The organism is Gracilibacillus sp. D59, from assembly GCF_052246695.1.
Classification (GTDB): domain Bacteria; phylum Bacillota; class Bacilli; order Bacillales; family Amphibacillaceae; genus Gracilibacillus.
On the sequence record NZ_JBQQCK010000003.1, the window covers coordinates 174,262 to 198,345 of the forward strand.

General features: G+C 35.7%; 18 protein-coding genes and 1 pseudogene. 14 read left to right on the forward strand and 5 right to left on the reverse strand.

Annotation, left to right across the window (positions count from 1 at the left end; genetic code table 11):
• Positions 1-198 precede the first annotated feature (198 nt).
• The 8 genes from ACTWP4_RS07120 (at position 199) to ACTWP4_RS07155 (ending at position 14,071) form a co-directional block, all read left to right on the forward strand.
• On the forward strand, positions 199-1,494 hold the full coding sequence (locus ACTWP4_RS07120; protein WP_443128067.1) for an extracellular solute-binding protein: 1,296 nt from the start codon (positions 199-201) through the stop codon (positions 1,492-1,494).
• A gap of 121 nt (positions 1,495-1,615) precedes the next feature.
• Positions 1,616-2,491: a carbohydrate ABC transporter permease gene (locus ACTWP4_RS07125; protein ID WP_443128068.1), complete on the forward strand. Its 876-nt coding sequence runs from the start codon at positions 1,616-1,618 to the stop codon at positions 2,489-2,491.
• Complete coding sequence (locus ACTWP4_RS07130; RefSeq protein ID WP_443128069.1) at positions 2,492-3,382, forward strand: carbohydrate ABC transporter permease; 891 nt, start codon at positions 2,492-2,494, stop codon at positions 3,380-3,382. It abuts the gene before it with no gap.
• Positions 3,383-3,400: 18 nt separating this feature from the next.
• Positions 3,401-5,158: a glycoside hydrolase family 2 protein gene (locus ACTWP4_RS07135; protein ID WP_443128070.1), complete on the forward strand. Its 1,758-nt coding sequence runs from the start codon at positions 3,401-3,403 to the stop codon at positions 5,156-5,158.
• 66 nt (positions 5,159-5,224) lie between these two features.
• On the forward strand, positions 5,225-6,283 hold the full coding sequence (locus tag ACTWP4_RS07140) for a hypothetical protein (protein ID WP_443128071.1): 1,059 nt from the start codon (positions 5,225-5,227) through the stop codon (positions 6,281-6,283).
• Positions 6,284-6,366: 83 nt separating this feature from the next.
• On the forward strand, positions 6,367-8,517 hold the full coding sequence (locus tag ACTWP4_RS07145) for a family 43 glycosylhydrolase (protein WP_443128072.1): 2,151 nt from the start codon (positions 6,367-6,369) through the stop codon (positions 8,515-8,517).
• 287 nt (positions 8,518-8,804) lie between these two features.
• Positions 8,805-12,917, forward strand: coding sequence for a carbohydrate-binding protein (locus ACTWP4_RS07150; protein WP_443128073.1), 4,113 nt, complete (start codon positions 8,805-8,807; stop codon positions 12,915-12,917).
• Between the two features lie 158 nt (positions 12,918-13,075).
• Positions 13,076-14,071, forward strand: a complete 996-nt coding sequence (locus tag ACTWP4_RS07155; protein ID WP_443128074.1) for an NADPH:quinone oxidoreductase family protein — start codon at positions 13,076-13,078, stop codon at positions 14,069-14,071.
• A 590-nt stretch (positions 14,072-14,661) separates the two neighbouring features.
• Here ACTWP4_RS07155 and ACTWP4_RS07160 read toward each other — a convergent pair.
• Positions 14,662-15,096: a hypothetical protein gene (locus tag ACTWP4_RS07160; protein ID WP_443128075.1), complete on the reverse strand. Its 435-nt coding sequence runs from the start codon at positions 15,094-15,096 to the stop codon at positions 14,662-14,664.
• A 967-nt stretch (positions 15,097-16,063) separates the two neighbouring features.
• On the opposite strand from ACTWP4_RS07160, the gene ACTWP4_RS07165 reads away from it, so the two are divergent.
• Together ACTWP4_RS07165 and ACTWP4_RS07170 are read left to right on the forward strand one after the other, a co-directional pair.
• Positions 16,064-16,330: a small, acid-soluble spore protein, alpha/beta type gene (locus ACTWP4_RS07165; protein ID WP_443128076.1), complete on the forward strand. Its 267-nt coding sequence runs from the start codon at positions 16,064-16,066 to the stop codon at positions 16,328-16,330.
• 349 nt (positions 16,331-16,679) lie between these two features.
• Positions 16,680-17,834, forward strand: coding sequence for a hypothetical protein (locus ACTWP4_RS07170; protein ID WP_443128077.1), 1,155 nt, complete (start codon positions 16,680-16,682; stop codon positions 17,832-17,834).
• Positions 17,835-17,961: 127 nt separating this feature from the next.
• Here the strand turns inward: ACTWP4_RS07170 and ACTWP4_RS07175 are convergent, their stop codons facing one another.
• From ACTWP4_RS07175 to ACTWP4_RS07190, 4 genes are read right to left on the reverse strand one after another with little or no spacing between them, the layout of a single operon-like run.
• Positions 17,962-18,879: an ABC transporter ATP-binding protein gene (locus ACTWP4_RS07175; protein WP_443128078.1), complete on the reverse strand. Its 918-nt coding sequence runs from the start codon at positions 18,877-18,879 to the stop codon at positions 17,962-17,964.
• Positions 18,880-19,578 carry an ABC transporter permease gene (locus ACTWP4_RS07180; protein ID WP_443128079.1) on the reverse strand — a complete coding sequence of 233 codons (699 nt, stop codon included), beginning with the start codon at positions 19,576-19,578 and terminating at the stop codon, positions 18,880-18,882.
• 15 nt (positions 19,579-19,593) lie between these two features.
• Positions 19,594-19,878 (reverse strand): hypothetical protein, encoded by a 285-nt coding sequence (locus ACTWP4_RS07185; RefSeq protein ID WP_443128080.1) that lies wholly within the window; start codon positions 19,876-19,878, stop codon positions 19,594-19,596.
• Positions 19,871-20,179, reverse strand: coding sequence for a DUF2089 family protein (locus ACTWP4_RS07190; protein WP_443128081.1), 309 nt, complete (start codon positions 20,177-20,179; stop codon positions 19,871-19,873). The genes ACTWP4_RS07185 and ACTWP4_RS07190 overlap by 8 nt, the downstream gene beginning before the upstream one ends.
• A 406-nt stretch (positions 20,180-20,585) precedes the next feature.
• Between ACTWP4_RS07190 and ACTWP4_RS07195 the strand changes: the two genes are divergently transcribed.
• The 4 genes and pseudogenes from ACTWP4_RS07195 to ACTWP4_RS07210 all read left to right on the forward strand — a co-directional run bounded on the left by ACTWP4_RS07195 (position 20,586) and on the right by ACTWP4_RS07210 (position 24,021).
• Positions 20,586-21,191, forward strand: coding sequence for a hypothetical protein (locus tag ACTWP4_RS07195; protein ID WP_443128082.1), 606 nt, complete (start codon positions 20,586-20,588; stop codon positions 21,189-21,191).
• A 5-nt stretch (positions 21,192-21,196) separates the two neighbouring features.
• A pseudogene (locus tag ACTWP4_RS07200) lies at positions 21,197-23,034 on the forward strand (DUF6792 domain-containing protein).
• 2 nt (positions 23,035-23,036) lie between these two features.
• Complete coding sequence (locus tag ACTWP4_RS07205) at positions 23,037-23,372, forward strand: hypothetical protein (protein WP_443128083.1); 336 nt, start codon at positions 23,037-23,039, stop codon at positions 23,370-23,372.
• A gap of 322 nt (positions 23,373-23,694) precedes the next feature.
• Complete coding sequence (locus ACTWP4_RS07210) at positions 23,695-24,021, forward strand: nucleoside triphosphate pyrophosphohydrolase (RefSeq protein ID WP_443128084.1); 327 nt, start codon at positions 23,695-23,697, stop codon at positions 24,019-24,021.
• Positions 24,022-24,084: the final 63 nt, after the last annotated feature.

Consider the following 24,084-nt stretch of genomic DNA (forward strand, 5'->3'; position numbering starts at 1 on the left):
AGCATAACTAATTAGTTCAACTGACCTAATTCATTAACTTTATGACTAAAATAAAGATATGAAAAAGTTAATTTTATAAACAAAACAAGTATTGACTTTTACAAAATGAAAGCGTATTCTATATTTAAAGTTACAGAAAAATTGTAATTAAACATTTTATTTGTAACTTAGTTATACCTAATAAAAGGAGGAGTCAATATGAAGAAGGGCTTTAGTGGACTTATTGGTTTGTTGCTTGTTGCAATGTTTTTGGCCGCGTGTTCTGATAATTCTGGCTCAGCAGGAAATGATGTAGAAATTCCAGAAGGTGCTACCGAAGTGGTTATGTGGAACTTGTTCGGTGGTGGTGATGCGGAGTACATGAATGATATCGTAACGAAGTTTAATGAGAGTCAAGATGAGTATTTTGTTAACAATGTACAGCAAGAGTATGACGAATACTACACAAAATTACTTACAAGTGTTGGGTCTGGAAAAGGGCCTGATATAGGTATTGCCCACAGTCATGTATTACCTGAATTAGTTAGCCAAGGACTTGTAACCAATATTAATGATTATGCTGAGACTGTAGGACTTAACTGGGATGAGTTTAACCAAAATGTGTTAGACGTCACAGTCTATGACGGAAAAAATTATGCAGTGCCAATCGATACCCATCCAGAAATTATGTATATTAACAATGATCTTGTTAAGGAAGCTGGTCTTCTCAATGAAGACGGTACACCAAAATTCGAAGAAACACCAGAAGGATTTGTTAATTTCTTAACTTCTCTTAAAGAATCATTGCCAGAAGATAAAATGGCCTTTGCGTTCTCAAGTACTGGTGAAGATCCATACCGCATCTGGTGGGCGTTATATAACCAAATGGGTGGAGAACACATAGTTTCCGGAGATTTGGAAAATCCAACTTATGCGTTAGATAAAGAAAAAGCGATTAAAGCAGCTAAGTATATTTATGACTTATACCATACACATAAAGTTACACCTTTAGATTTAGCTGATTTTTATAGTGACTTTCAATCCGGGAATGCAGCTGTAATGTCTACTGGGGTTTGGGCAACTGGAATTTGGGAATCAACGGAAGATCTTAACTTTACACCAATGCCTTTTCCTAATATGTTTGGCCAAGATGCTGCATGGGCAAGCTCCCATACATTCGTATTACCGTATTATGAAGACGCTGATGAAGACGTGCAAAAAGGTGCAGTTGAATTCATGAAATTTGCTACTGACAATGGTGCGATGTGGGCTAAAGCTGGACATATTCCTGCTAAAGATACTGTTTTAGAATCAGCTGAATTTAAGGAAATGCCATATCGTAGCGAGTACGCTGAGGTTGCCAATTATGTGAAATATGTAGACCGTACTGTTCATGCACGTGGAATTCAAGATATTGTAGTACGTAACTTAGATAAGTACTGGGCAGGAGATGCTACTGCTGAAGAGGTTTTCTCTACAATTGAGCAGGAAGTAACGGATCTAATAGCAGAATAAGTAGCAAAGTTAAAAGATTGCTTAGTAGCCTGGTCCTAGCAATTCTTCGTTCAACTAGAATATCAGATTACTAGGATCAGACTCTATTTCTTTTTCCATCCTTATACGAGGAGGTCAAAATATGATAAAGAAACAATGGATCCAAGATTTAAAAGCGATTCCTTTTTTATTACCATTCTTTATTGCCTATATGATCTTTACGATATTTCCAATTTTCAAAGGTTTAGAAATGAGTTTGTATGATTGGACATTAGTTCGTAAGTTAGAGTTTGTCGGATTAGAAAATTATACAAAAATGTTTACAGATCCTCATTTTTGGCGAACGTTATGGAACACAACTTTCTTTGTAATATTGACAACACCAACGATGGTCTTATTGGCATTAGGGCTGGCGCTATTATCTAACCTGAATACGAGACTAAAAACATTTTTCCGTGGCTCCTTTTTTTTACCGAGTATTTTATCTGTTTCAGTTATTTCGTTTCTTATGATTTTTATGCTTCAACCATATAACGGATTGGTTAACAATCTTATTCAAATGATCGGCATTGATGCGGAGCCAAAGTGGATGGCAGATCAAGGATTAGCATGGGTGACCATTGTTGTCGTTACTTTATGGTGGACGGTTGGTTTCAATATGATTTTATTCCTAGCCGCATTACAGGATATACCTGAGTCGTTATATGAAGCTAGCGAAATAGATGGTGCTTCACGCTGGGATATGTTTAAGTATATTACCTTACCACAGCTTATTCCGATTGGTCGCGTCGTTCTTCTATTACAAATACTTGCCTCCTATAAAGTGTTTGCGCAGATTCTCTTAATTACTGGAGGTGGACCTGGTGGAGCAACAAGGCCGTTAATTCAATATATTTATGAAGTTGGGTTTAATCAAAACAACCTAGGTTATGCTGCAACGATGTCGTATGCGTTATTCTTTATATTATTAATTCTCTCTATTATTCAATTAAAGAGTCAAAGATCGGGGGAGAACTAAATGAGTGATCCACAATTTAGTAATGAGGCTGCTGTTCGAGTTAAGAAAAGTAAAAGTACGGTATTACAGCGAAATCGAGATCCTAAATTAGGACTGAAGGTAACGTTGGGATTTATTGTAGCGTTAATCTTTATTTTACCTATCATTTGGATGTTGTTTGTTTCGATTAAGCCGAATGGTTTTTCTACAACAGAACCATTAGAATGGTTTCTGCCACCGTATACGTTCTATAACTATGTAGATATTATGTTTGGTAGTTTAATCTTTCGTTGGTTGTTTAATAGTTTAATTGTAGCGGTAATTACAACTATTTTAACATTGATTATAACGTCATTAGCTGCATTTGCTATTTCACAAATGAAATTTCGCTTCAAAAATTTTATCTTTATTTTCTTTCTGCTAGGATTAATGATTCCTGGTGAAGCAACGATTATCCCACTTTATGAGGTTGCTAAGAGCTTTGGGTTAATTGATACGTATGCGGGTTTAATCTTACCGATGATAGCATCACCATTAGGTGTCATTATATTAAAAAGCTTTTTTGACAATGTACCAAAAGAAGTAATCGAGAGTGCGATTATCGATGGCTGTTCCTATTTTAAATTATTTTACAAAATCGTTTTACCATTAGCGAAACCAGCTTTATCGGCGATAGGTATTTTTACGTTTATCGGTTCATGGAATAACTTTTTATGGCCATATCTATCAGTACTATCTGAGACACTGTACACTTTACCAGTAGGTTTACCAGTATTTAATTCTACCTATTCACAAGCATATGTCCAACCAATGACAGCAAATGCCATTGCATCTATCCCGGTAATTATCGCATTTTTAATTTTTGAAAAACAAATTGTAAAAGGTATTAGCTTTACAGGAATAAAAGGATAACAAAGGAGAATTTACACAATGGAAAATACAATCACATATCAAAGAACAGAATACCCACGACCACAATTTCAACGTGATAGTTGGGTGAATCTAAATGGAACATGGAAGTTCGCATTTGATGATCAAAATATCGGAGAAAGTGATCATTGGCATCAAAACTTGACGGAAACAAAGGATATACAAGTTCCATTTACGTATGAAACTAAAGCAAGCGGTATCGGTGATGAAAAGTTTCATCCCTATGTATGGTATCAACGGTCATTCGAAATACCAGCTGATCAAATTGGAAAAAAAGTGATGCTGCGATTCCAAGCATCAGATTATCTAACCAAAGTATGGGTGAATGGTGTATATGTTGGCAGTCATACAGGTGGAAATGCTCAATTTTCCTTCGATATTTCTAACGCAGTGACAACTAACGCCAAAAATGAATTAGTTGTGAAAGTCGAGGATAGCAACAGCTGTTATCAACCAAGAGGGAAACAGAGATGGAAAGAAGATAATTTCGGTTGTTGGTATGTGCAGACAACAGGAATTTGGCAAACAGTTTGGTTAGAATTTTTGGAAAAAAGAAATATCGAACATGTCAAGATGACACCAAATATTGATACGAATTCGGTAGCGTTTGATTACTCGCTAGCAGGTAACATGGATGACCAGCTTAGGGTTGAAACAACGATTCGTTTTAAAGGGGATACAGTAAAACAATTTTCTTTTACTCCAAACCGTTCTACAATGCACTTCGAAGTAGATCTATTAGCTGAGATACATGAGTGGAAGGTGATGCACTGGACACCTGAACATCCTAATTTATATGACGTGACCTTTTGTTTATATGAAGGAGACCGATTACTAGATGAAGTGCAATCCTACTTCGGTATGCGAAAAGTATCGATAAAAGATGGTCAGGTGCTGCTAAACAACCGTCCAATCTATCAGAAATTGTTATTAGACCAAGGGTATTGGCTAGACACGATGCTGACACCACCGTCTGATGAAGCGATGATCGAAGACATCGAAAAAACATTGGAAATGGGCTTTAACGGTGTGCGAAAACACCAAAAAATAGAAGATGAACGCTTTTTGTATTGGTGTGATCGTAAAGGGTTATTGGTTTGGTCAGAGATGGCTGCAGCGTATGAGTTTTCAGATCAAGCGGTTGAGAACTTTACCAAAGAGTGGTTAGACATTATGCAGCAACATTATAACCATCCATCGATCATCACTTGGGTTCCGTTTAATGAATCTTGGGGCGTACCTCATATCGCAACCAATAAAAAAGAACAAGCTTTCACAGAGTCGATATATTATTTATCTAAATCTATTGACGCTGAACGGCCTGTTATTGTTAATGATGGGTGGGAACATACGATATCAGACATTATTACCTTACATGATTATGAGGAGTTTGGTGAAAGATTTTTAGATCGATATCAAGATAAAGAAGCGATTGTCAATAATGAAATAGCCCACAATAATCATAAGTATCCATTTGCTAATGATTATACCTATAAAGGGCAACCAATCATAATTTCCGAATATGGTGGCATTGCTTTTAATGAAGGAAGTGGCTGGGGATATGGTAATCAAGTGGAAACAGAGGAACAATTTATAAGCCGCTACCGCAGTATTACGAACGCTATCAAAGAAATTCCGTATATATCTGGTTATTGTTATACACAAATAACAGATGTTCAACAAGAAATTAATGGTTTATTAAAAGAAGATCGAACTCCAAAAATTGCACTAGAAAAAATAAAAGAAATCAATGATTAAAAAACTTCTAAGGGATTGTTCTGAGTGAAAAGAACAATCCCTATTTAAAAATTAATGTGTCGGGAAGTGATTGTCATAAATGGGCGCGACCACTCTGTTGATTATTTTAAAGGACTTCTAGTCATTGGTATGGTATACACACACGTGCTGCAATTTTTTAGTGATGCATCTATTTTTTTATCGATTCCATATATCACCCAATTTTTTAATCTCATTACCTTTTCAGGATTTGTATTTTGTTTTGGATATGTATGTCAACTAGCCTATTATTGTAAGCCCTTTCGTTCCGTTTATAAAAAAATGTTTATGACAGGTTTGAAGACACTTCTGGCATTTTACTTATCTGGTATCGCTTTTCAAGTATATGTAGGCAATCAACCACTAGATATTAACACTATTATGCCGATTTTAGTCTTACAAGTTATTCCGGGATGGTCGGAATTTTTAGTTTCCTTTTCTTTGATCATCTTGTTGGGACTAGCCTTATTTCACAGTTTCAGATGGATGTCTAACCGACCGATTCTATTTTGGGTAGTATGCTCCCTTCTTTTGTTAACGACTTGGATTGATTATAGTAAGGTGACGATTCCGCAGCTAGGATTATTGATAGGGACAACGGAGACTATAACTTTTCCGGTTGTACAGTATTTGCCATTTTATTTAATTGGTATCTATTTTGCGAAATACCGAATCGGTTTCAGGTGGAAATATTTATGGATTTCTTCAGTTGGTACGATTCTATTTATCTATTATCTCCTAACAAGGGATATGCAATTGCCTGACAGGTTTCCACCGAGCATCTTTTGGATTATCGGACCAACTTTGATCCTTTATATCTATTATCTTTTTTCAAAAGTATTGGATCGTTGGCAAAAGGGGTTAGGCTTTCTAAGGATGATGGGAGAAAACGTACTTGTCTATTTACTGCTAAGTAATATGTTTATTTTTTCATTGGATAGCTTTTTTGTAGGACCGTGGCAGGGATTCTTCTTTAGTCTCATGCTCTTATTAGTGATTACGTATTTGATTAAGCTAACGAGTAGAGTTCCGAAAAACCATTCATCGTTAAAGATGATGCGAAATAAGGCTGAACCAGAGCAGTCAGCCAAAAGAATAACAATCTAGTACGCCTCTAACTAAAGGGGGTGATTCATTCATTGATTCAGCAAAGCTCGATAAAACGAATACTTACTAAAGGAGTGGCTTGATTGAAAAGAATTTTTAGTTTGCTGTTTATGGCTGTGTTAGTGATAACTTTTATTGTATTAAGTAGTAATTCTAATATGCTAGCTTCATCGGACCCTATCAAAATAGATGGGAACGACAAACCCGGAAATGAGCAATTACCAGATGAATTGAAGGAACTGAAGCAATTCAAGTTGGAATTGGATGATAGTTCGTTTGAAAGTGGCTCCTATCATGATGGAACCATTGATATCGACTTCCATGACAGTAAAACATTTGATTGGCAGGCTAACATTGGCATCAAGTATGTATTTGTTAAAGGTGGCAATGCAGGTAATCTTTATAGCTATAATCAGGAGGATACTATGGATAATGAATTAAACGCTCCGAAAAATAAAGCTGGACAACAACCAGACATTGGTCATATTACATTTTATTACGAAGAAGAACCAGCACAACTATTTGAAAATCCAGTGATAGGTAATGGGGCAGACCCATGGATTGTTAGACATACAGATGGCTATTACTACTATACAAATACAACTGGGAACAACGTAACCATTTGGAAATCGAAAACAATTTCAGGCTTACAAAATGCAGAAAGTAAAGTTGTTTGGACACCTGAACAAGGCGCTCCTAATAGTGCACACATTTGGGCACCGGAAATCCATTTTATTGATGGGAAATGGTATATCTACTTTGCCGCCTCTGGTGGTGACATGGAAAAACAACGTATGCATGTACTTCAGTCCGAAACATCTGATCCATTTAGTGACTATTCTTATCCGGAAGGAACTACCTATGGGAAGATAACGACACCTGCTGACAAATGGGCGATTGATGGCACGATTTTGGAAATGGATGGTGAGTACTATTTTGCCTGGTCTGGTTGGGAAGGTGATGTCAATGTGAGTCAGAATATTTATATTGCGCCAATGACCAATCCATGGACGATAAGCGGTGAAAGAGTAGAATTGTCAAGACCCGAATATGATTGGGAAAAAATCGGAAACCCACTTATTAATGAAGGTCCACAATTTTTAAGAAATAATGATGGCGAGCTTTTCCTGATTTATTCTGCTAGTGGAAGTTGGACAGATGATTATAAATTAGGGATGTTAAGATTTACGGGATCAGATCCACTTAATCCTGACGCGTGGGAAAAGAGTCCAGAACCGGTATTTGAAAAGGATCCCTCAGTTGGTGTCTATGGTCCAGGACATAATGGTTTCTTTAAATCACCAGATGGAACAGAGGATTGGATCATTTACCATGGGGCTAAATTTCAGGGATCAGGTTGGGATCGGAATGTAAGAATGCAAAAATTCACCTGGAATGAAGATGGTACACCAAACTTTGGCAAACCTGTCGCAACTGGAACATTATTAGAAGTCCCGTCAGGTGAACAGGCTGGAACGCTAACTCCTGCACTTCCGGTTGGTCATAAATTTGAAGCAGAGGTAGCTACAGTTAACCGTGCCAGGATTGTAGAAAATACATCAGCTTCCAATGGAGCAAAGGTTGGTTATATTGATTATGCTGATAGTTTTATAGAATTTGATGTTGACCTTCCAGCGGGAGATTACACGTTGAAAGTCAGATATGCAAATGGAATGGGAGAGCCGTCCTCACATCAAGTTTCCTTGAACGGTAAACCACTTGGTGAAGTTTCCTATAATAATAATGGCTGGGATAGCTGGTATTTTGCTGAAAAAGAGATTAGCCTAAGTAGTCAAGATAACAAAATTAGACTAACAAAAGGACATTTATATGCAGAGATCGATTTTATTGAAATCGTTCCAAGCCAACCAGAATTTAGATATGAAGCAGAACATGCACAATTAACTAACACATCCATTATCAACACGTTTGCTGCATCCAATAAGCAAAAAGTGAACTTTACTAGCAATGAAAGTGAATTGGAGTATCGAATAGACGTGAAAGAATCAGGAACATACAACTTACATCTAACTTATAGCAACCAGACAACTGGTATGAGTACACAGAAAGTCGTGATTAACAACAATGAAATTGGCGAAATAGTGTTTCCGCCGACTGGTGATAAGTTGGATAGTGTTTCGATTCCAGTAGAGTTAGAAGCTGGGGTACAGACTATTCATTTATCACAAAACACAGGCGAAATAGCTTTAGACTATCTGCAATTAACTCAATAATTTATTGAGACTGGGACAAAAGAGTAATTAGATAGGAAAAATCCGAACATTAAAGTCTGAGTAAACATACCGCTTCGGCAAAACACTTCGCTTTCCGTGGGCACGGCCTCAGCTAACTGTGTGAAGAAGAATACTTCACACAGTAGATTTTCGGCTCGCGTGAGTTCCCACAGGAGTCTGCGTATTTTGCCTACGCTTAGTTCAGATTGTTCGGATTCTCGTTCTACCTATTTAGTTATGTCCCAGCCTCGTCTTTTTAAATAAAATAAAAAAGGAGGAATACTACTTTGAAGTTATTCCGAATACTTCTTTTTTTTGCTGGAATTTTGGCGTTACCAAGTATTTCTTTTGCTTATAGTAATCCATTTGATGAATTACCTGATTCTTGGAAATGGGATAATGGAGATTTCTATGGTGAAGGTGACCCATATATTTTAAAACACAATGGGACGTATTATCTTTATGTAAGTACAGTTGATGATAAAAGTGGTGTGAAAGCTTGGACCTCAGAGGATTTAGTCAATTGGGAACATGCCGGTCTTGTTACAGAAGAGCCAAGTACATTAGCCGCCTATGCTCCTGAAGTCACCTATTGGAATGGTGCATTTTATATGTATACTTCACCTGGGGGTAATGGACATTACGTCTATAAAAGTGACAGCCCTCTAGGTCCTTTTGAATTGCAGACAGAAAACCTCGGCATGGGAATTGATGGCCATGTATTTATTGATGATGATGGTCAGTGGTATTTTTATGGTACTGGTCGTGATTATATCAGTGCATACAAGATGGAAGACCCTTATACATTTGGTCCAGAAATAAACACTGGTGCAGAAATGAATGGTTGGACAGAAGGGGCGACCGTATTTAAAAGGCATGGAAAGTATTATATGACGTATACTGGTAATCATGTCTGGAGCAATGCCTATCGAATTAATTATGCTACAAGTGATTCGCCAACTGAGAATTTTGAAGGAAGCACGCAAAATCCGATCTTAATTAATTCGGAAGGATCAAATGTTGGGTTAGGCCATAATTCCATCATAAGAGGTCCAGATCTTGATTCAGAGTTTATGGTCTATCATAGTCATGCAAAACCGGGGAGATTTATGAATATCGATCGGATCGGCTGGAACGGAGACAAAATGGTCGTGCTTGGACCAACTACATCTGAACAGCCTAATCCACAATTGCCGGATTTTAGTGACCGTTTTAAACGAGAGGAAATTGGTTCAGAATGGTCCACTATTAATGGTGGTGAATGGTCGATTGTAAACAATGATGACTCATACGCAATGGAACAAGCTACAATCGATGACGATTCATGGTATCGACAGGTAACTACGCATGAGACAGAAGCGAATTATACAGCTGAATTTAATGCCAATATGATCGAAATAGGAGACAACTCTAACCCACGTTTTGGCGCCGTATTCTCTTATCAAGATGAAGATAATTATGGACTAGCTGTATTAAATCCTAATAACAATAGACTGGAAACCTTCTTTCGAGTGGATGGTGTAGATCTTGAATGGGACACATCATCACTACCTAAAGACTTTGATTATACAGCTTTGCACAAAATCAGGGTGGAAAAAGAAGACACAGAATTCAAGATTTATATTGATGGCATGCATAAACAAACGAGAAATATTGAAGGTCTAACGGGTGGAAAAATTGGCTACACGACGATGGACGTTCATGCTTCCTTTGGTTATATCGCAACGAGTAATCAAGTGAATGGAAGTAATATATTTGATGTACACAAGCCTTTACCGGGTACCATTGAGGCTGTTCATTATAATTCCGGTGGAGAAGGATATCATTCCACAAAAGATGAAGTATCAGATACCTACCGAAAAGATCATGTTAACATCGGTCCTAATCCTGAAGGTGGCTTAAGTGTGAATTCCCTCCAGCAAGAAGAATGGCTTAATTATAACGTCAATATAGAGGAAGAAGCTACCTACGACTTTAACATGAGAATGGCAACACCTAAAGATGGTACAAAAGTGAGACTGTGGTTAGACGGTGATATAGACTTAACTGGTGTTGTAGACGTTCCAAATACAGAGGATAAGTGGCAGAATATTTCGATTGATAAAGTCTCACTACCTCAAGGGAAACATTCTATTAAGGTAGAAGTCATCGAAGGAGAAGTGAACTTTGCCAGATTTGATGTGAACAAACATCAGCCTGTATCCCTTTTGTTCGATGATTTTAATGACGGTTTAGACACTGGCTGGGATAGATATGAAGGTTCTTGGAGAGTCGATACAAATATGGATTCAGCAAGCGCGTTCGATGCACCAAAACCAATTCCAGGATCGATCGAAGCAGCTTATTATCTTCCTGGTGGTGAAGGAGTAGGATATCATGATCGAACGACAGAAAACATTGGTGGTGAACTGAGAACAGATTCAGTCGATATTAGAGAAAAGCCTGGTGGAGGTTATGTTGTTGGCTGGAATCAAACCGATGAATGGTTGAAGTATAATGTAGATGTCCAAGAAAGTGGATTATACAATCTAGAAATCGAATTGGCGACAACCTTTACCGATGCAGAAGTAAGACTATGGTTAGACGATGACACTGATCTTACTGGTGTTGTAGATGTCCCTACTACAGGTGATTGGAATAATTGGCAAACACTTACGATCGAAGACATAGAGCTTCCAGAAGGTGAACATACCTTGAAATTAGAAATTGTTACGGGAGAATTTGATATTTCCACCCTTACATTTAGATCATTTGATGTACACAAAGCCTTACCAGGAATGATCGAAGCTGTTGATTATAATTTAGGTGGCGAAGGTGTTGCCTATCATGATAAGACAGAAACAAATACCGGTGGCAAATTTAGAGATGACGGAGTCGATATTAAACAGGATCCTGAAGGTGGATTTGCCATCGACAAATTTGAGGAAGGTGAATGGGTAAATTACAATGTCAACGTTGCTGAAGCAGGTCAATATGATCTTGACTTGATTGCCAATAATGCAAATGAAAATACACAAATAAGAGTTCTGTTAGATAATGAAACAGATTTAACCGGTAATGTTGCTATTCCTGTTACGGAAACCGATACGTGGATGCAAGTACCTATAAAAGACCTTGAACTACCTGAAGGAAACCACACATTAAAAATAGAGGTTGTTTCAGGTGAACTGTCTTTTTCAAAAATGCTATTCCACACATTTGATCAACACCATGCATTACCAGGAAAAGTAATGGCTATCGATTATATGACAGGTGGCGAAGGGGCAGCCTATCATGATAATACCCCTGAAAATATTGGAGGTTACTATCGACATGATGGGGTAGACATACGTAATCATCCGGATGGAACGTTTAATATTGCTTGGAATCAAGCACAGGAATGGTATAAGTACAATGTAGATGTAGCACAAGCTGGTGAATACGTATTAGAATTAAACGTTACTAGTGATGTCCAAGATAGCCAAGTAAGAGTCTGGTTAGATGATGAGGTTGATCTCACAGGTATCATAGATATTCCGCAAACTGGTGGGATGGATAACTGGACAAGTGTCATTAAAGAAAATATTTCGTTACCTGCGGGTCAACATACAATTAAAGTAGAAACAGTCAATGGTGCGTTTGATTTTCACAATTTCACTTTTCACAATAGTGACGAGTTTGAGGTAGTGGAGCAAGAAGGTGTCTATCGTTCAGGAGCAGGTACTTTTGGTAAATCAGTAACTGGTGATAGTAATTGGAGTAACTATATTGTCGAAGCAGACATGCAAGTTGTGAATGGTGAAGGCGATGGCGGCATCTTGTTAAGAACAACAAACCCAGGGCATGGTACTGAGCTCAACCATAACAGTCCTGATATGCTGCAAGGTTATGTAGCATATATCAACAAAGATGGTGTGCATCTAGGGAAGCTTAATTATAATTGGAACTATTTAGATGGTGCTAGTCTGGATGAACCTATCGATGAATGGCAGCATGTTAAGGTTGCTGTTAATGGAACGAATATTAAGGTTTATGTCGGGGATATGGAAGAACCTAAAATTGACTATACCGACCACAGTGCCACAGCATTCACACACGGTAAGGTAGGAGTTAGAAGTTTCTATAGCGATACAAAGTATGATAATTTCCTTGTCAGACCATACCCAGACTATGACTCAACAAAAAGCTTAGTAGAGAAGTTTCATGATGATGGTGACATTGATCCTTCTTTCTACGAGTTACTTCAAGATAAATTGAAACAAGCACAACACCATCAAGAGAAAGGGAGACTTGAACAGTCGACAAAGCATTTGGGAGATATGCTTAAGCATTTAGATAAGCAGAAAGAGGAAGAGGGAATTTCTGAATTTGCTTATCAGATTATTTATGATAGTGTGCGGCAGATGATAGAGAACAAATAATGTTACTAATTTTGTAGGGCTTATTCGATTTTGGATAAGTCCTTTTTTCTGGCTCTATCATATGGGTATAGAAATATTCAGGCAAAAGAAAACAAGCAAGCTCCTTTATTTGTTACACTATGTTTAAGAAAAAAAGAAGTGATAAAGGAGGACCACGTATGTCAGATAAATTTAAAGCATTACTTGTAAATAAACAAAATGAAGAATTTTCCGTCGGAGTTAAGGAACTAACTTTTCAAGATTTACCAGAAGGAGAAGTATTAATTCGTGTTCACTATTCCGGAATAAACTATAAAGACAGCCTTGCTTCTAATCCTAATGGCAATATTGTCAAAGATTATCCGATTGTACCTGGCATTGATTTAGCGGGTGTTGTTGTCTCATCTGATGATCCACAATTTAAGGAGGGAGACAAGGTCATTGCGACTAGTTATGAGATCGGTGTTTCCCATTTTGGAGGGTACAGTGAGTATGCACGTATTCCCGCCAAGTGGATTGTCCCGCTTCCAAAAGGTCTTTCATTAAAAGAAGCAATGATTATCGGAACAGCTGGCTTTACTGCGGCATTATCTGTTCAACGTTTAGAAGAAAATAATTTGTCTCCTGAAAAAGGAAAAGTACTTGTCACAGGAGCAACTGGTGGTGTTGGCAGTTTTGCTATATCCATTCTTTCTTCTCTCGGTTATCAGGTGGAAGCTAGCACAGGTAAAGAATTAGAGCATGATTATTTGCGGAAGCTAGGAGCGAGTAGCGTTATTTCACGCGATGAAGTATATGACGGGAAAATCAGAGCTTTAGCAAAACAAAAATGGGCAGCAGCGGTTGATCCGGTTGGTGGTGAACCACTGGCTTCTGTCTTAAGCCAAATCGAATACGGAGGTTCTGTTGCAGTTAGTGGATTAACAGCTGGGACAAAACTGCCAGCTACTGTCTTTCCATTTATCTTGAGAGGTGTTAATTTGCTCGGGATTGATTCTGTGTATTGTCCAATGGAAACGCGGGTGAAAGCGTGGCAACGTTTAGCAACAAAGATTAAACCCGCTAATTTGGAAGAGTTTGTATCTAAAGAAGTTAGCTTAGAAGAACTTCCAGACGTTCTTCCGATTTTATTAAAAGGACAAGTAAGAGGTAGAATGCTCGTTAAATTAGTATAATGGAAAATAAAAGTCTGCTGGATATCGGGTAAGTAGTTCCGTTTCGGTGGAGAAACATAAGAAATAGCATACTAATTAGCAGGCCAAATCGCATATGATTTGGTCTCTTATTTGTTCCTTATACATCAACGATTATTGGATATTAACACTTGAATTATCATACAAAATTGCAACCAAAATAGAATAATGACAATAACTGTTGTCAACGTGAGATTCCTAAGTTAATTAGTAAGATAATCAATTTATCTCATTTCAAATAGGGCTAAACGGGTGCAAGAGTTCAACAAGGCAATCATCAAATGATTGTCTTTTTTCATGGCTTAAATTTAAAATGAAAAATTGGAATATTATGTTAAAATGGTGTGAGAGCATATTGTGCTAACTAGCAGGAATGTTTAAAAGGGGAAACTAAATGGAACTAAAACTAGAACATTATGTTAGAGTCTTACTTAATTTCTAGTTAAAGGTGGTTGTAATATGTCTATGCCACGACACGACACTCTCTTCTAGCGGGTGCGATTCCTTTTTGCAAAAGAAACAGGTTTAAATTAATAAAGCCACCAATATATTAGTGGCTTTAAGATAGATACTTATTTATAAGGATTTTTATATCTGTGATAAGAATTCCCAGTTATAAGTGGTCTTCGGGTTTCCGCATCAATAATAGTATGTTTCCAATACTCTTTATCTTTGGTTTGAACAAATGAAGCAAGGAAATACACTTGTCGTTCTGGATGTATTGAAGGAGAAAGAGTCTGTTTAGGTTGACCAAAATATCTTCCTGTTTTCTTTTCAAAAGTCATAATTGCATTAGGTGTTTCTTTATAAGATATTTTTTGTCTAACACTATAAGTAGCATCTTTAAACTCCATATAATCATCCTTTTCCGTTTGTTGATAAAACTCATTGACACTGACAAAGGATTTTTCTTGGTTAGCAGGATATTCAAACTGTTGAGCAGACGTTGAAATTGATAAAACAACAAACATAAGTAAAGCGATGATAAAAGTTAGAAACTTGTTCACGTTTTTCACCTCCGTCTTTTAGTAATTTTCCATAGTATTTAGATAACCATGTATATGTATTAATTTTTTAAACACATGTTAATATTTTCAAGATGAAGTTCACGTTTTTATTTAAAACAAGAATGTGAAGGAATTTATTCCTCTTACTTTTCTTTTTGTTTTGCACAAAAATCTGGAGGGACAAATGAAATAATGGAAAGCAAAATAATTAAACAACTTCGAAAATTATAATATTAAAAAAGTATTATTTGATTTTGAGGTAAAAAAATACATAATTCTTTGTTCATCTAACCTGTCATTAGTTTTAATAGAACATTGCATTTTTTTATATAGGAGGTGAGTTATATTGCAACAAACTATTTTTCGTGTTTTCCCTTTCGTGTTACCCACATTATGCATACTTGTATTTTTAAATGATATTGGAAGTTCCACGCCTTTTGTAGGTATAACTTTTTTAGTATTAGGGCTTGTATATAGTATTATGGATATAATAATTTTTAGAAAATCAGTATTATCTTCTATATTAAGTATTTACTATATAGTGTTCATTTTCCTTATTGGGTTAGTATTTTTTATTCTCATTATACTTGGTTGATAAAATCGATAACTCAATATATTATTTGTGAATAATTTCACTTAGATTGGCATTAGTACAAACAGAGCACTTGGGTAAAAAATCCAAGCTTTGTTTAATTATGGTGCTAAACATAGTGTTTTACTATGTCATTTCAACTGTTATTTTAGTTTTTCTCCATAGTATCGGAACTACTTAGGATATCGGAAACCTATCCTTTGTATGGTTTCAAACTTGCGATCAATTAGAATAAAAAAATCGTTGCTTCCTTACGTTCTTCTTTAATTAGTGTATCCAATTAATGCTCATAAATTCTAGTTGAATGTAAAACATAATAATAAAGGGAGATAAGCAAGACAGATAATAATATTCCAAAAAAAGGATGTAAATAAAATGGCAAATAAAAATAAAATACTTGTTCCAGAAGCTAGAGAAGGATTGGATCAGTTAAAAGCAAAAATTGCAAATACAAATGATCCTCAAAAAGCAAAATATGAAGTTGCAGCAGAACAACATGTTTCACTTGAACAAGGATATAATGGGAATATTAAAGCTAAAGATGCAGGAAAAATAGGTGGACATATAGGTGGTAATATGGTCCAAGAATTAGTTAAGATGGGGCAACAACAGCTTCAACAAAATCGTAACAATTCTAATTAAATAAAAAATCAGTTGACCAAGTGGTGGCGAAAATTACGTCAATTATGGTTATTACTTCGATTAAATTAGTAGAAAAATATTTATAAGGAAGACCTCTTTTCTGTGAGAAAAAAGGTCTTCCTTTTTCTATGTGTAGAAGTTTTTTCTAACGCTACCGACAGTTATTATATTCTGTCAAGGTGCTTATCGTCCGTAAAACGAAGTCTCACCCTATATAAAATTTCAATTCATTTTATTGCCGCTAAAAAAAGTAGTTTTCTTAAGGCAAGTCAGGGAATAAATTATTAGATATTTATTTACATATTTTTCATCTCTTGATTACAGTAAAGTGAAAGGGGCACCAGGAATAATGAGAGAAAATAAATGCATCTTAGGTGTAGTTACACCGCCTTTATATACAGAAAAAATTGGTAGACAATTAAAAAAAGGTCTTCCTGCCCTACTCAATGAGTACACAGAGGATAATATAAAGTGGGAGATAGAATATATATCAGACCCTTTAACAGGACTAACAGAACATTCAAAGGATGTAATCGAAGCCCTTTGTGAAAAGAAAGAGGAAAAAGAATGGGATTTTGCTGTCTGTTTAACGGATCTCCCACTATTTCGACATAAAAGACTGGTTGTAGCAGAAGCCAATAAAGAACGCAAAGTTTCACTGCTAAGTTTGCCGGCGCTTGGTGCTTTTCCTTTAATAAAAAGAATTCAAATATCTATTTTACACCTAGTAAAAGAAATGTATGGTGACAATATTGAAATGAAAGGATCACCAAATAATAGAACGAAATGGTGGAAGGAATTTACGTTACTGCCCCCCATTCAGAAAGAAGTTGCCGAAAAAAATGAAACGCATATTGGGGTCCGCTTCACTATGGACTCTAAATTTAGAGGTGGATTACGAATGATTTCCGGAATGGTGAAAGCAAATCGTCCGTGGCTGCTTTTTCCTTCTTTTTTTAAAATATTAATTATTGCTTTCACAACAGGGGTTTATGCATTGATTTTCCCAACGATGTGGAAGTTGAGTCATGGATATGAGTTAAGCCGGATGATGCTAGTATCTGTAATCGCCATTGCAGCCTTAGTATTTTGGATAATTGCAGCACATAATTTATGGGAAAAGCCAAGTGATGGTTATAGTGATTATCTCCGTAAATTATATAATGGCACAACAGTTCTCACATTGTTAATGACGGTAGTGCTATATTATTGCCTCTTATATATCTGTTTTTTTATCGCTGTATTTTTGCTAATTCCGATTGAAATGCTGGAATCCCAACTATCTGGCCCTACAGGGTTTGGGAATTATTTCAAAATAGCCTGGGTGGCCACCAGTGTTTCGACTATCATCGGTGCACTTGGATCAACCTTGGAGAAAGAAGAAGTGGTATTATCAGGAACTTATGGATATCGACAAAGACAAAGGTATAAGCTTATGAAGGAGGCAGCAGAAAAAAAGAGAAAAGCGGCACATGAGAAAAAAGAAATAGCACAGGGAAAATGAAATGACTAAAATGGAAGAGGAGGACGAATTGGAGATCTTTCGTTGGAACAAACGTCCAATAGCCAGAATAGAATCGACAAGGAGTGCCAATACTGGTTCGCATCGCAGTATCTGGCACTCCTTATCACTATTTACTATTAATAAAAACATCTTCTAATGACTGTTGCTCCATTCTCAATTCGAATAATTGAAAGCCAGAGTGAATCAGTTCCTTTGATAATTCTGCAATATCATTATCATCATGAACATTAACAATCACATATTGCTTTTTCGTTGTAGCAAATTGAACGTTGAAATCCCATTTTGCTGATAACTCAGCTATTTTTTGCGATGTTAACATAGGATTTGTTCTTAGCGCTACACTTATTTCACTTGATGTATTACTTTTTAATTCATCAGGTGTACCGAGTTTTTTTATTTTCCCGTCACTAAGGATACCAACACGATCACTGATTTTTTCAATCTCATCTAAATTGTGAGATGTTAATAGAATCGTTTTTCCTTGTTGTTGCAAATCAACAATCAATTTTCTAATGTTAATCGCTGACTCAGGGTCTAATCCAGAGGTTGGTTCATCAAGAATAATTAAACTCGGATTACCCAATAAAGCCTGTGCAATACTAATCTTCTTTTTCATACCAAATGAATAGGATTTTATCTTTTTCTTTTCGGCACCTTCTAGACCAACGTCTTTCATCAATGCTACATAATCCTGTTTGCTGCGTGTATCACCAGCAAGTTTACCCATGTATGTTAAGAATTGAATACCTTTCATTTGATCATATAAATTCGAGATATCCGGCATGACACCAATCTTAGCTTTTACGTCATCAAGCTGTTGATCAGAAGTTCCTATTATCTCAAATGATCCGCTGCTTTTATTGATAATACCCGTTAATGTATTGATAAAAGTCGATTTGCCAGCTCCATTATGTCCGATAAAGCCAAATACTTCACCTTCATGAATCGTTAAATCTATCCCATTTAAGACATCTGTTGTACCAAAACGTTTTGTCAGTTGTGCTACATTAATAATGTTCTTCATTTATAAATCCCTCCGTCTCATTATTACGACGCTGATTAATAGATAGGCAACTCCGATAACCAGTGGAACCAGCATACTAAACGAAGTATTCTCCATATAATGATACGGTAGAAGATATTTAAATGGGATCAAATACCATTTATCGGAGAAGAGGCTAATCATTCCGACAATAGGGAGTGAAATACCTAGTATAATTCCTAGGAACATGGTTAGCTTGGACTTCAGTACAATCGTTGAAATGAATAGGACAAAACCAATCACATAAAACAAAAATAGTAGAGTTGTTATGTAATCTAGGAAATGCCAAGAACCTGAAATAAAAGTCAAGATGCTATAAGATATTAAGATTGTCACCATCCAAAACAGTAAGATACCAATAAATTTCCCGATCACAATTTGCCAACGTGGGATTTTGGTTACAAGCAATCGTATGGTTCGCATTTCAATGTCTTTATTGATGACATCATGTGAAATAGCAAAAACGAACAAAAAGCCAAACATTAATACAATTAGCGAAATGGCAGCAGTATAGATAGAGCCTTCAGACCCTGCAGTAGAAATAATTTCCTCCACTAAACCTGGATTATTTTTAAAGAATCTAGCAGATTGATAAGAAATAAACGTCAAAAATAAGATGATCAGAATCGATCTTATACTTTTAAATGAATCAGTGAATTCTTGCCATAATACGTGTAACAAATTACAATCTCCCCTCTAGTTCATGTCATGCATTTTGATTTTTGTTAATTCTTTTTCTCTTTTCTCTTCTAAATACTTACGACCTGCTTTCCATTCGGCATACAGGAAAAGCCAACCTAGTAGCACTACAAGGATGTAGGCAACTATACTTTCTATGTTATTGGTTGAAAATCGCCAAGTTATCCATACCAAAAAGAATAACGGAGCGATAAAGCCTAAGTATTTATTATCCCTTGAGGCACAATAATATTGAAGGGCCAATAATGCTACAATAACTAATACTTGATAGAAGTCATTCATTGTTTTCACTCTTTTCTATTTTTTTGTATTTATCAATAATCAATCGAGCGTCTTCCAGACTGATTCGATCATCAATCGATAAGGTTTTGATAAAAGAAATAAATTCTTCCGTTTCTTCTGCATCATTTGCTTTTATTTTTTCAATTAACCGATTCAATTTAATTCTTACAGTAGGATAAGACACATCATATATTTTTGAAATTTCCTTTAACGATCCTGAATTCACGACAAAGTTTTTAATGAATTCCACATCTTCCTTTTCCAATGCTAGCAGCCAATTTGGAACTTCTTTAGCATCCATATATTACCTCCTTTGTTTTATCTTGTTTAACTTTAACATATTATTTAATAAAGTTAAAGTTTATTTTAACAAAATTAAAAATGTTGAAGAGTAAAAGTATAACACAATAATATAAAGACACTTAAAAAAATAATGGAAATGTAGCTTTCACTCCACTATGTACATGCTTTTTACCTGAAAACCATGAAATAAATAACAGGACTTTAGTCTCTGAATAAATTATTATAATAGATAATTAGTATTAATTTCCATTATTTTATTAACGATCACTTCAATTATTTTCCTTTATTATGTACACTAAATATGGCTTAAATAAAAATCTACTTCAAACTTGGAGGCTCTCATTGTGAAAATTCGGTATTTATATGTGTTTCTTGTTTTAACTGTGTTTTTAGGAGGTTGTCAAATGTCAGATAAAGAACATCCAAAACCATCTGAGATGGATCCAGAAGATTTACCTGATGTTAGTGCTTTTCAAGATGAATTTACGAGAGGATTTATGGATTCAGTTAAACCAACGAAAGAAGGCTATTATTCTTTTATTTCCAAAACCAAAGCGTATCAAATGGACTTTCCTGAAAATATGACGATAAGTGAAAAAAGTTACAATATTGGTCCGGATAATCGCAGTGAAATATTAATTATATCTCCAAAGAAACCTAGTGGGCTATACGTAGAAAATCAAGTAGAATATTATAGTTTTCTAAATAATGGAGAGCGTGGTAAAGAGCAGATTACTTCACGAGTTGGATTGGAAATAACTTTTGAAGAAGTGTCATCTAGTTTTGAAGGACAACATATTGAAATTGCAGAATACAATTATGACTCTGTAACTGAAATTGCCGCTTTGATTTGGAAGGACGAAGAGATGGGTCAAATTCATACTTTTTCAAGTATACGGTGTGTTGATGATAATAATTCTGAGAGTTGTAAAAAGCAAAAAACAGATAAAAAAGATCAATTAATCAGTTGGTTAAAAAGCATCGAGATAATTAGTAATGAGAGTGAGTGATTTAAATGAGGCGTGATATAATCTATACCGATGAATTCAAAACAAGACTAATTGATATAGGTTATCGAGATTTAACGGAAGAAGAGTTTGAGGATAAGGTTAGACAAATATACTTAGAAGAAAATGGCACATTATTAGAAGCTGATATAAAAATTTTACAATCATCTAATTCAAATAGCGAAATTGTCAAAAGTTCAGGATATGACGGCACGGCAATTTATATTAACACGGGGGAACAACAAGAATTATATGTGATTTCTAAAGGGTCGCAAGGAATAGGTGATTGGAATTATAATATAAAAGCCATGTTGGCCGGTAAGACTGCAGATCAAGCACTCCAACTGATGAGTTCGTTCATGAAGCAAAACAGCAATTCAACATTGATAAAAACGTTAAAATAATTGGATTATCTCATTCACTAGCCCATAATAATAATGCATTTGCACTCGTATCATTTGATACTTTTGATAATGTGTTTAGCGTAAATGGAGCTCAGCTGAACTACTACCAACTATTTAACACAGATCGTAAATTTAACAATACGGTTCGGTCAGAGTTTAATGTGATTGTAAACGATGATGTCTATGACATCCCACCTCAAGAACTTCATAATTTTGCTATGAAATTTTATAATGAAAAAACGGATGATATACAACAAGTTATTTCAAAGGATGATCCCCTATATGCAGTGAGCGGTGTAAGGGGTTTCTTTACCTCTGGTGATGTGAAATTTTACGATACGAATACGGATTATCCTGGCCTACGTCAAATAATGGATCAAATCCCTGATGAAAATGTAAAGGATTTACAAGAATTAGCGATTGATTATACGGTAGCTTCTAAGCAGGGAGGTATGAACGCAGGCATCCAGAAGTTAACTGGTATTGATATGGATTTGATCAAAGAATTCGATGGTGTATGGGGTGGAATTACAACATATACAACGAAACAATTAGAACTCAATAATATGGTTATCGCTATAAATGATAAACTTCCGCGACTTACTTCACAAATTAAACTACTCACTTCTAACGCTGATACCATTTCTCAAAAATTTGTAGTTTCAGGATATATAAATGAAAAACAAAAAAAATTACTCGTAACCGAATTATCCAATATTGAAACTGAACTAGATGAAATAGAGGAGGTTGTTAAGAGATTAGTTAGTATCCATGAAAACAGCCAAGATTTCAGCTTCAAAGTCGGAGGTGACATAGGTTCAATGCTAAACGTAATAAATCACGCAAAAAACGTTTTTGAAAGTTTAGAAAAAATTAATACAGAGGAACTACAACATCTCTTACATACTATTGCAAGTGGGCATGATATAACTGGTATCCTCGCTGCCATGTCAATTGGTAACAAGTCTTATTTAGGAACGGATATGGTGTTAACCAGTACAAAGACTGGAAAAGAGATTCAAGTGAATATATCTGCGGCATTACGAATGTATACAGAAGGACGAGTGGTTTTAGAAGACAAGGCATCCAAGGTAAATCAGTTGGAGAAAGCCATTAATCGTGAAGTAGATGTATATTATGAAAATGTGAAAAGAAATGTGATGAACAAAATCTACGATATGGAAGCTAACCCAACTCCTTATACCTACCTACTTCGAAAACACGTCTATTATGCAAGATTGGATAAATCGTTGGTTAGTATCAACGTGTATGAGTCACTACCGCCGCTTCGATCTATGCATATGGAAGAAAGAACTGATTATTTAGATAAAAGTGTAGAGAAAGGCTATACCTATATAGAAGATTATCGCAAAGCGATTGAAAAACTATTTGAGGAAGAAGATAATATTGCGACGATGTTTGATGAGATTGGAGGCTTATAACATTGAACGAAACCCTTCATACGATAACTATAAGCGAAGTAATAATGGACAGTGAAGATTTGCAACACAAAAAAACAATTCTGAAACGCCATACAGAAGAAATAGTTGAACAAGATGATCATTTTTATAAATTAATCGATTCCATCTTTATTAACGAAGATCAAAAAGGTGAGATTATTGATTCGATGCTTGAACAAACACAGCGGCTCAAACGTGAAAATTTGCAGATCGTGGAGGATGTAGATCAACAAATTGTTAAATTGGTTACCAACTTAAATGATCAGGTGGATGACATTAAGGAGCAGAGGATGACGCTGACTTATAGGGATAATCTATGATTGTTTTTTATTTAGCCAACCTTCATCAACACAATTTTGACTAATATTACAAATAGGAGCATATTTGATAGTTTCTTTGATCAATAGAAAATAGACCTCCCTATTTGCCCAACAAGTAACTAGGAGAGGTCTATTAATCCTTTGATAGCCGATCCCTTTGGGGGAACCGCTTATACATAACCCGCAGTAGCATCTGCGGGTTATTTAGTATACGCATTGCTCATTTTTATTATAACATAATCGGTGAGAATTTGTGAATTGTCAACTACAGCGTTTCATACGAGGTGATTGCAATACTTACTTTTAAATAAAGGATGATACCATGCCAACTTACAATAAGCTAGTACGTGATAAAATACCAGAAATTTTAGAGCAGAATAATTTAACATATCGTTTAAAACATTTAGACAAAGACCAATTTCATTCAGCAATACAAGAGAAATTTCAAGAAGAATGGACGGAATATCAAAAGGCAGCGAATAATGATGAAGCTGTTGAGGAGTTGGCTGATTTATTGGAAGTGATTTTTGCTATGACAGAAATACATGGAATAACGAAAGAAGAATTATTAGCTGTAAGACAAAGGAAGTTTATAGACAGAGGTGGATTCGATCAAAAGTATTATTTGCTTGAAGTAGAAGATAAGTAATCTAAATTGATGAAAAAAGTAATATTTTTTATCACGGTGATAATCGTCTATAAAACCTCCATT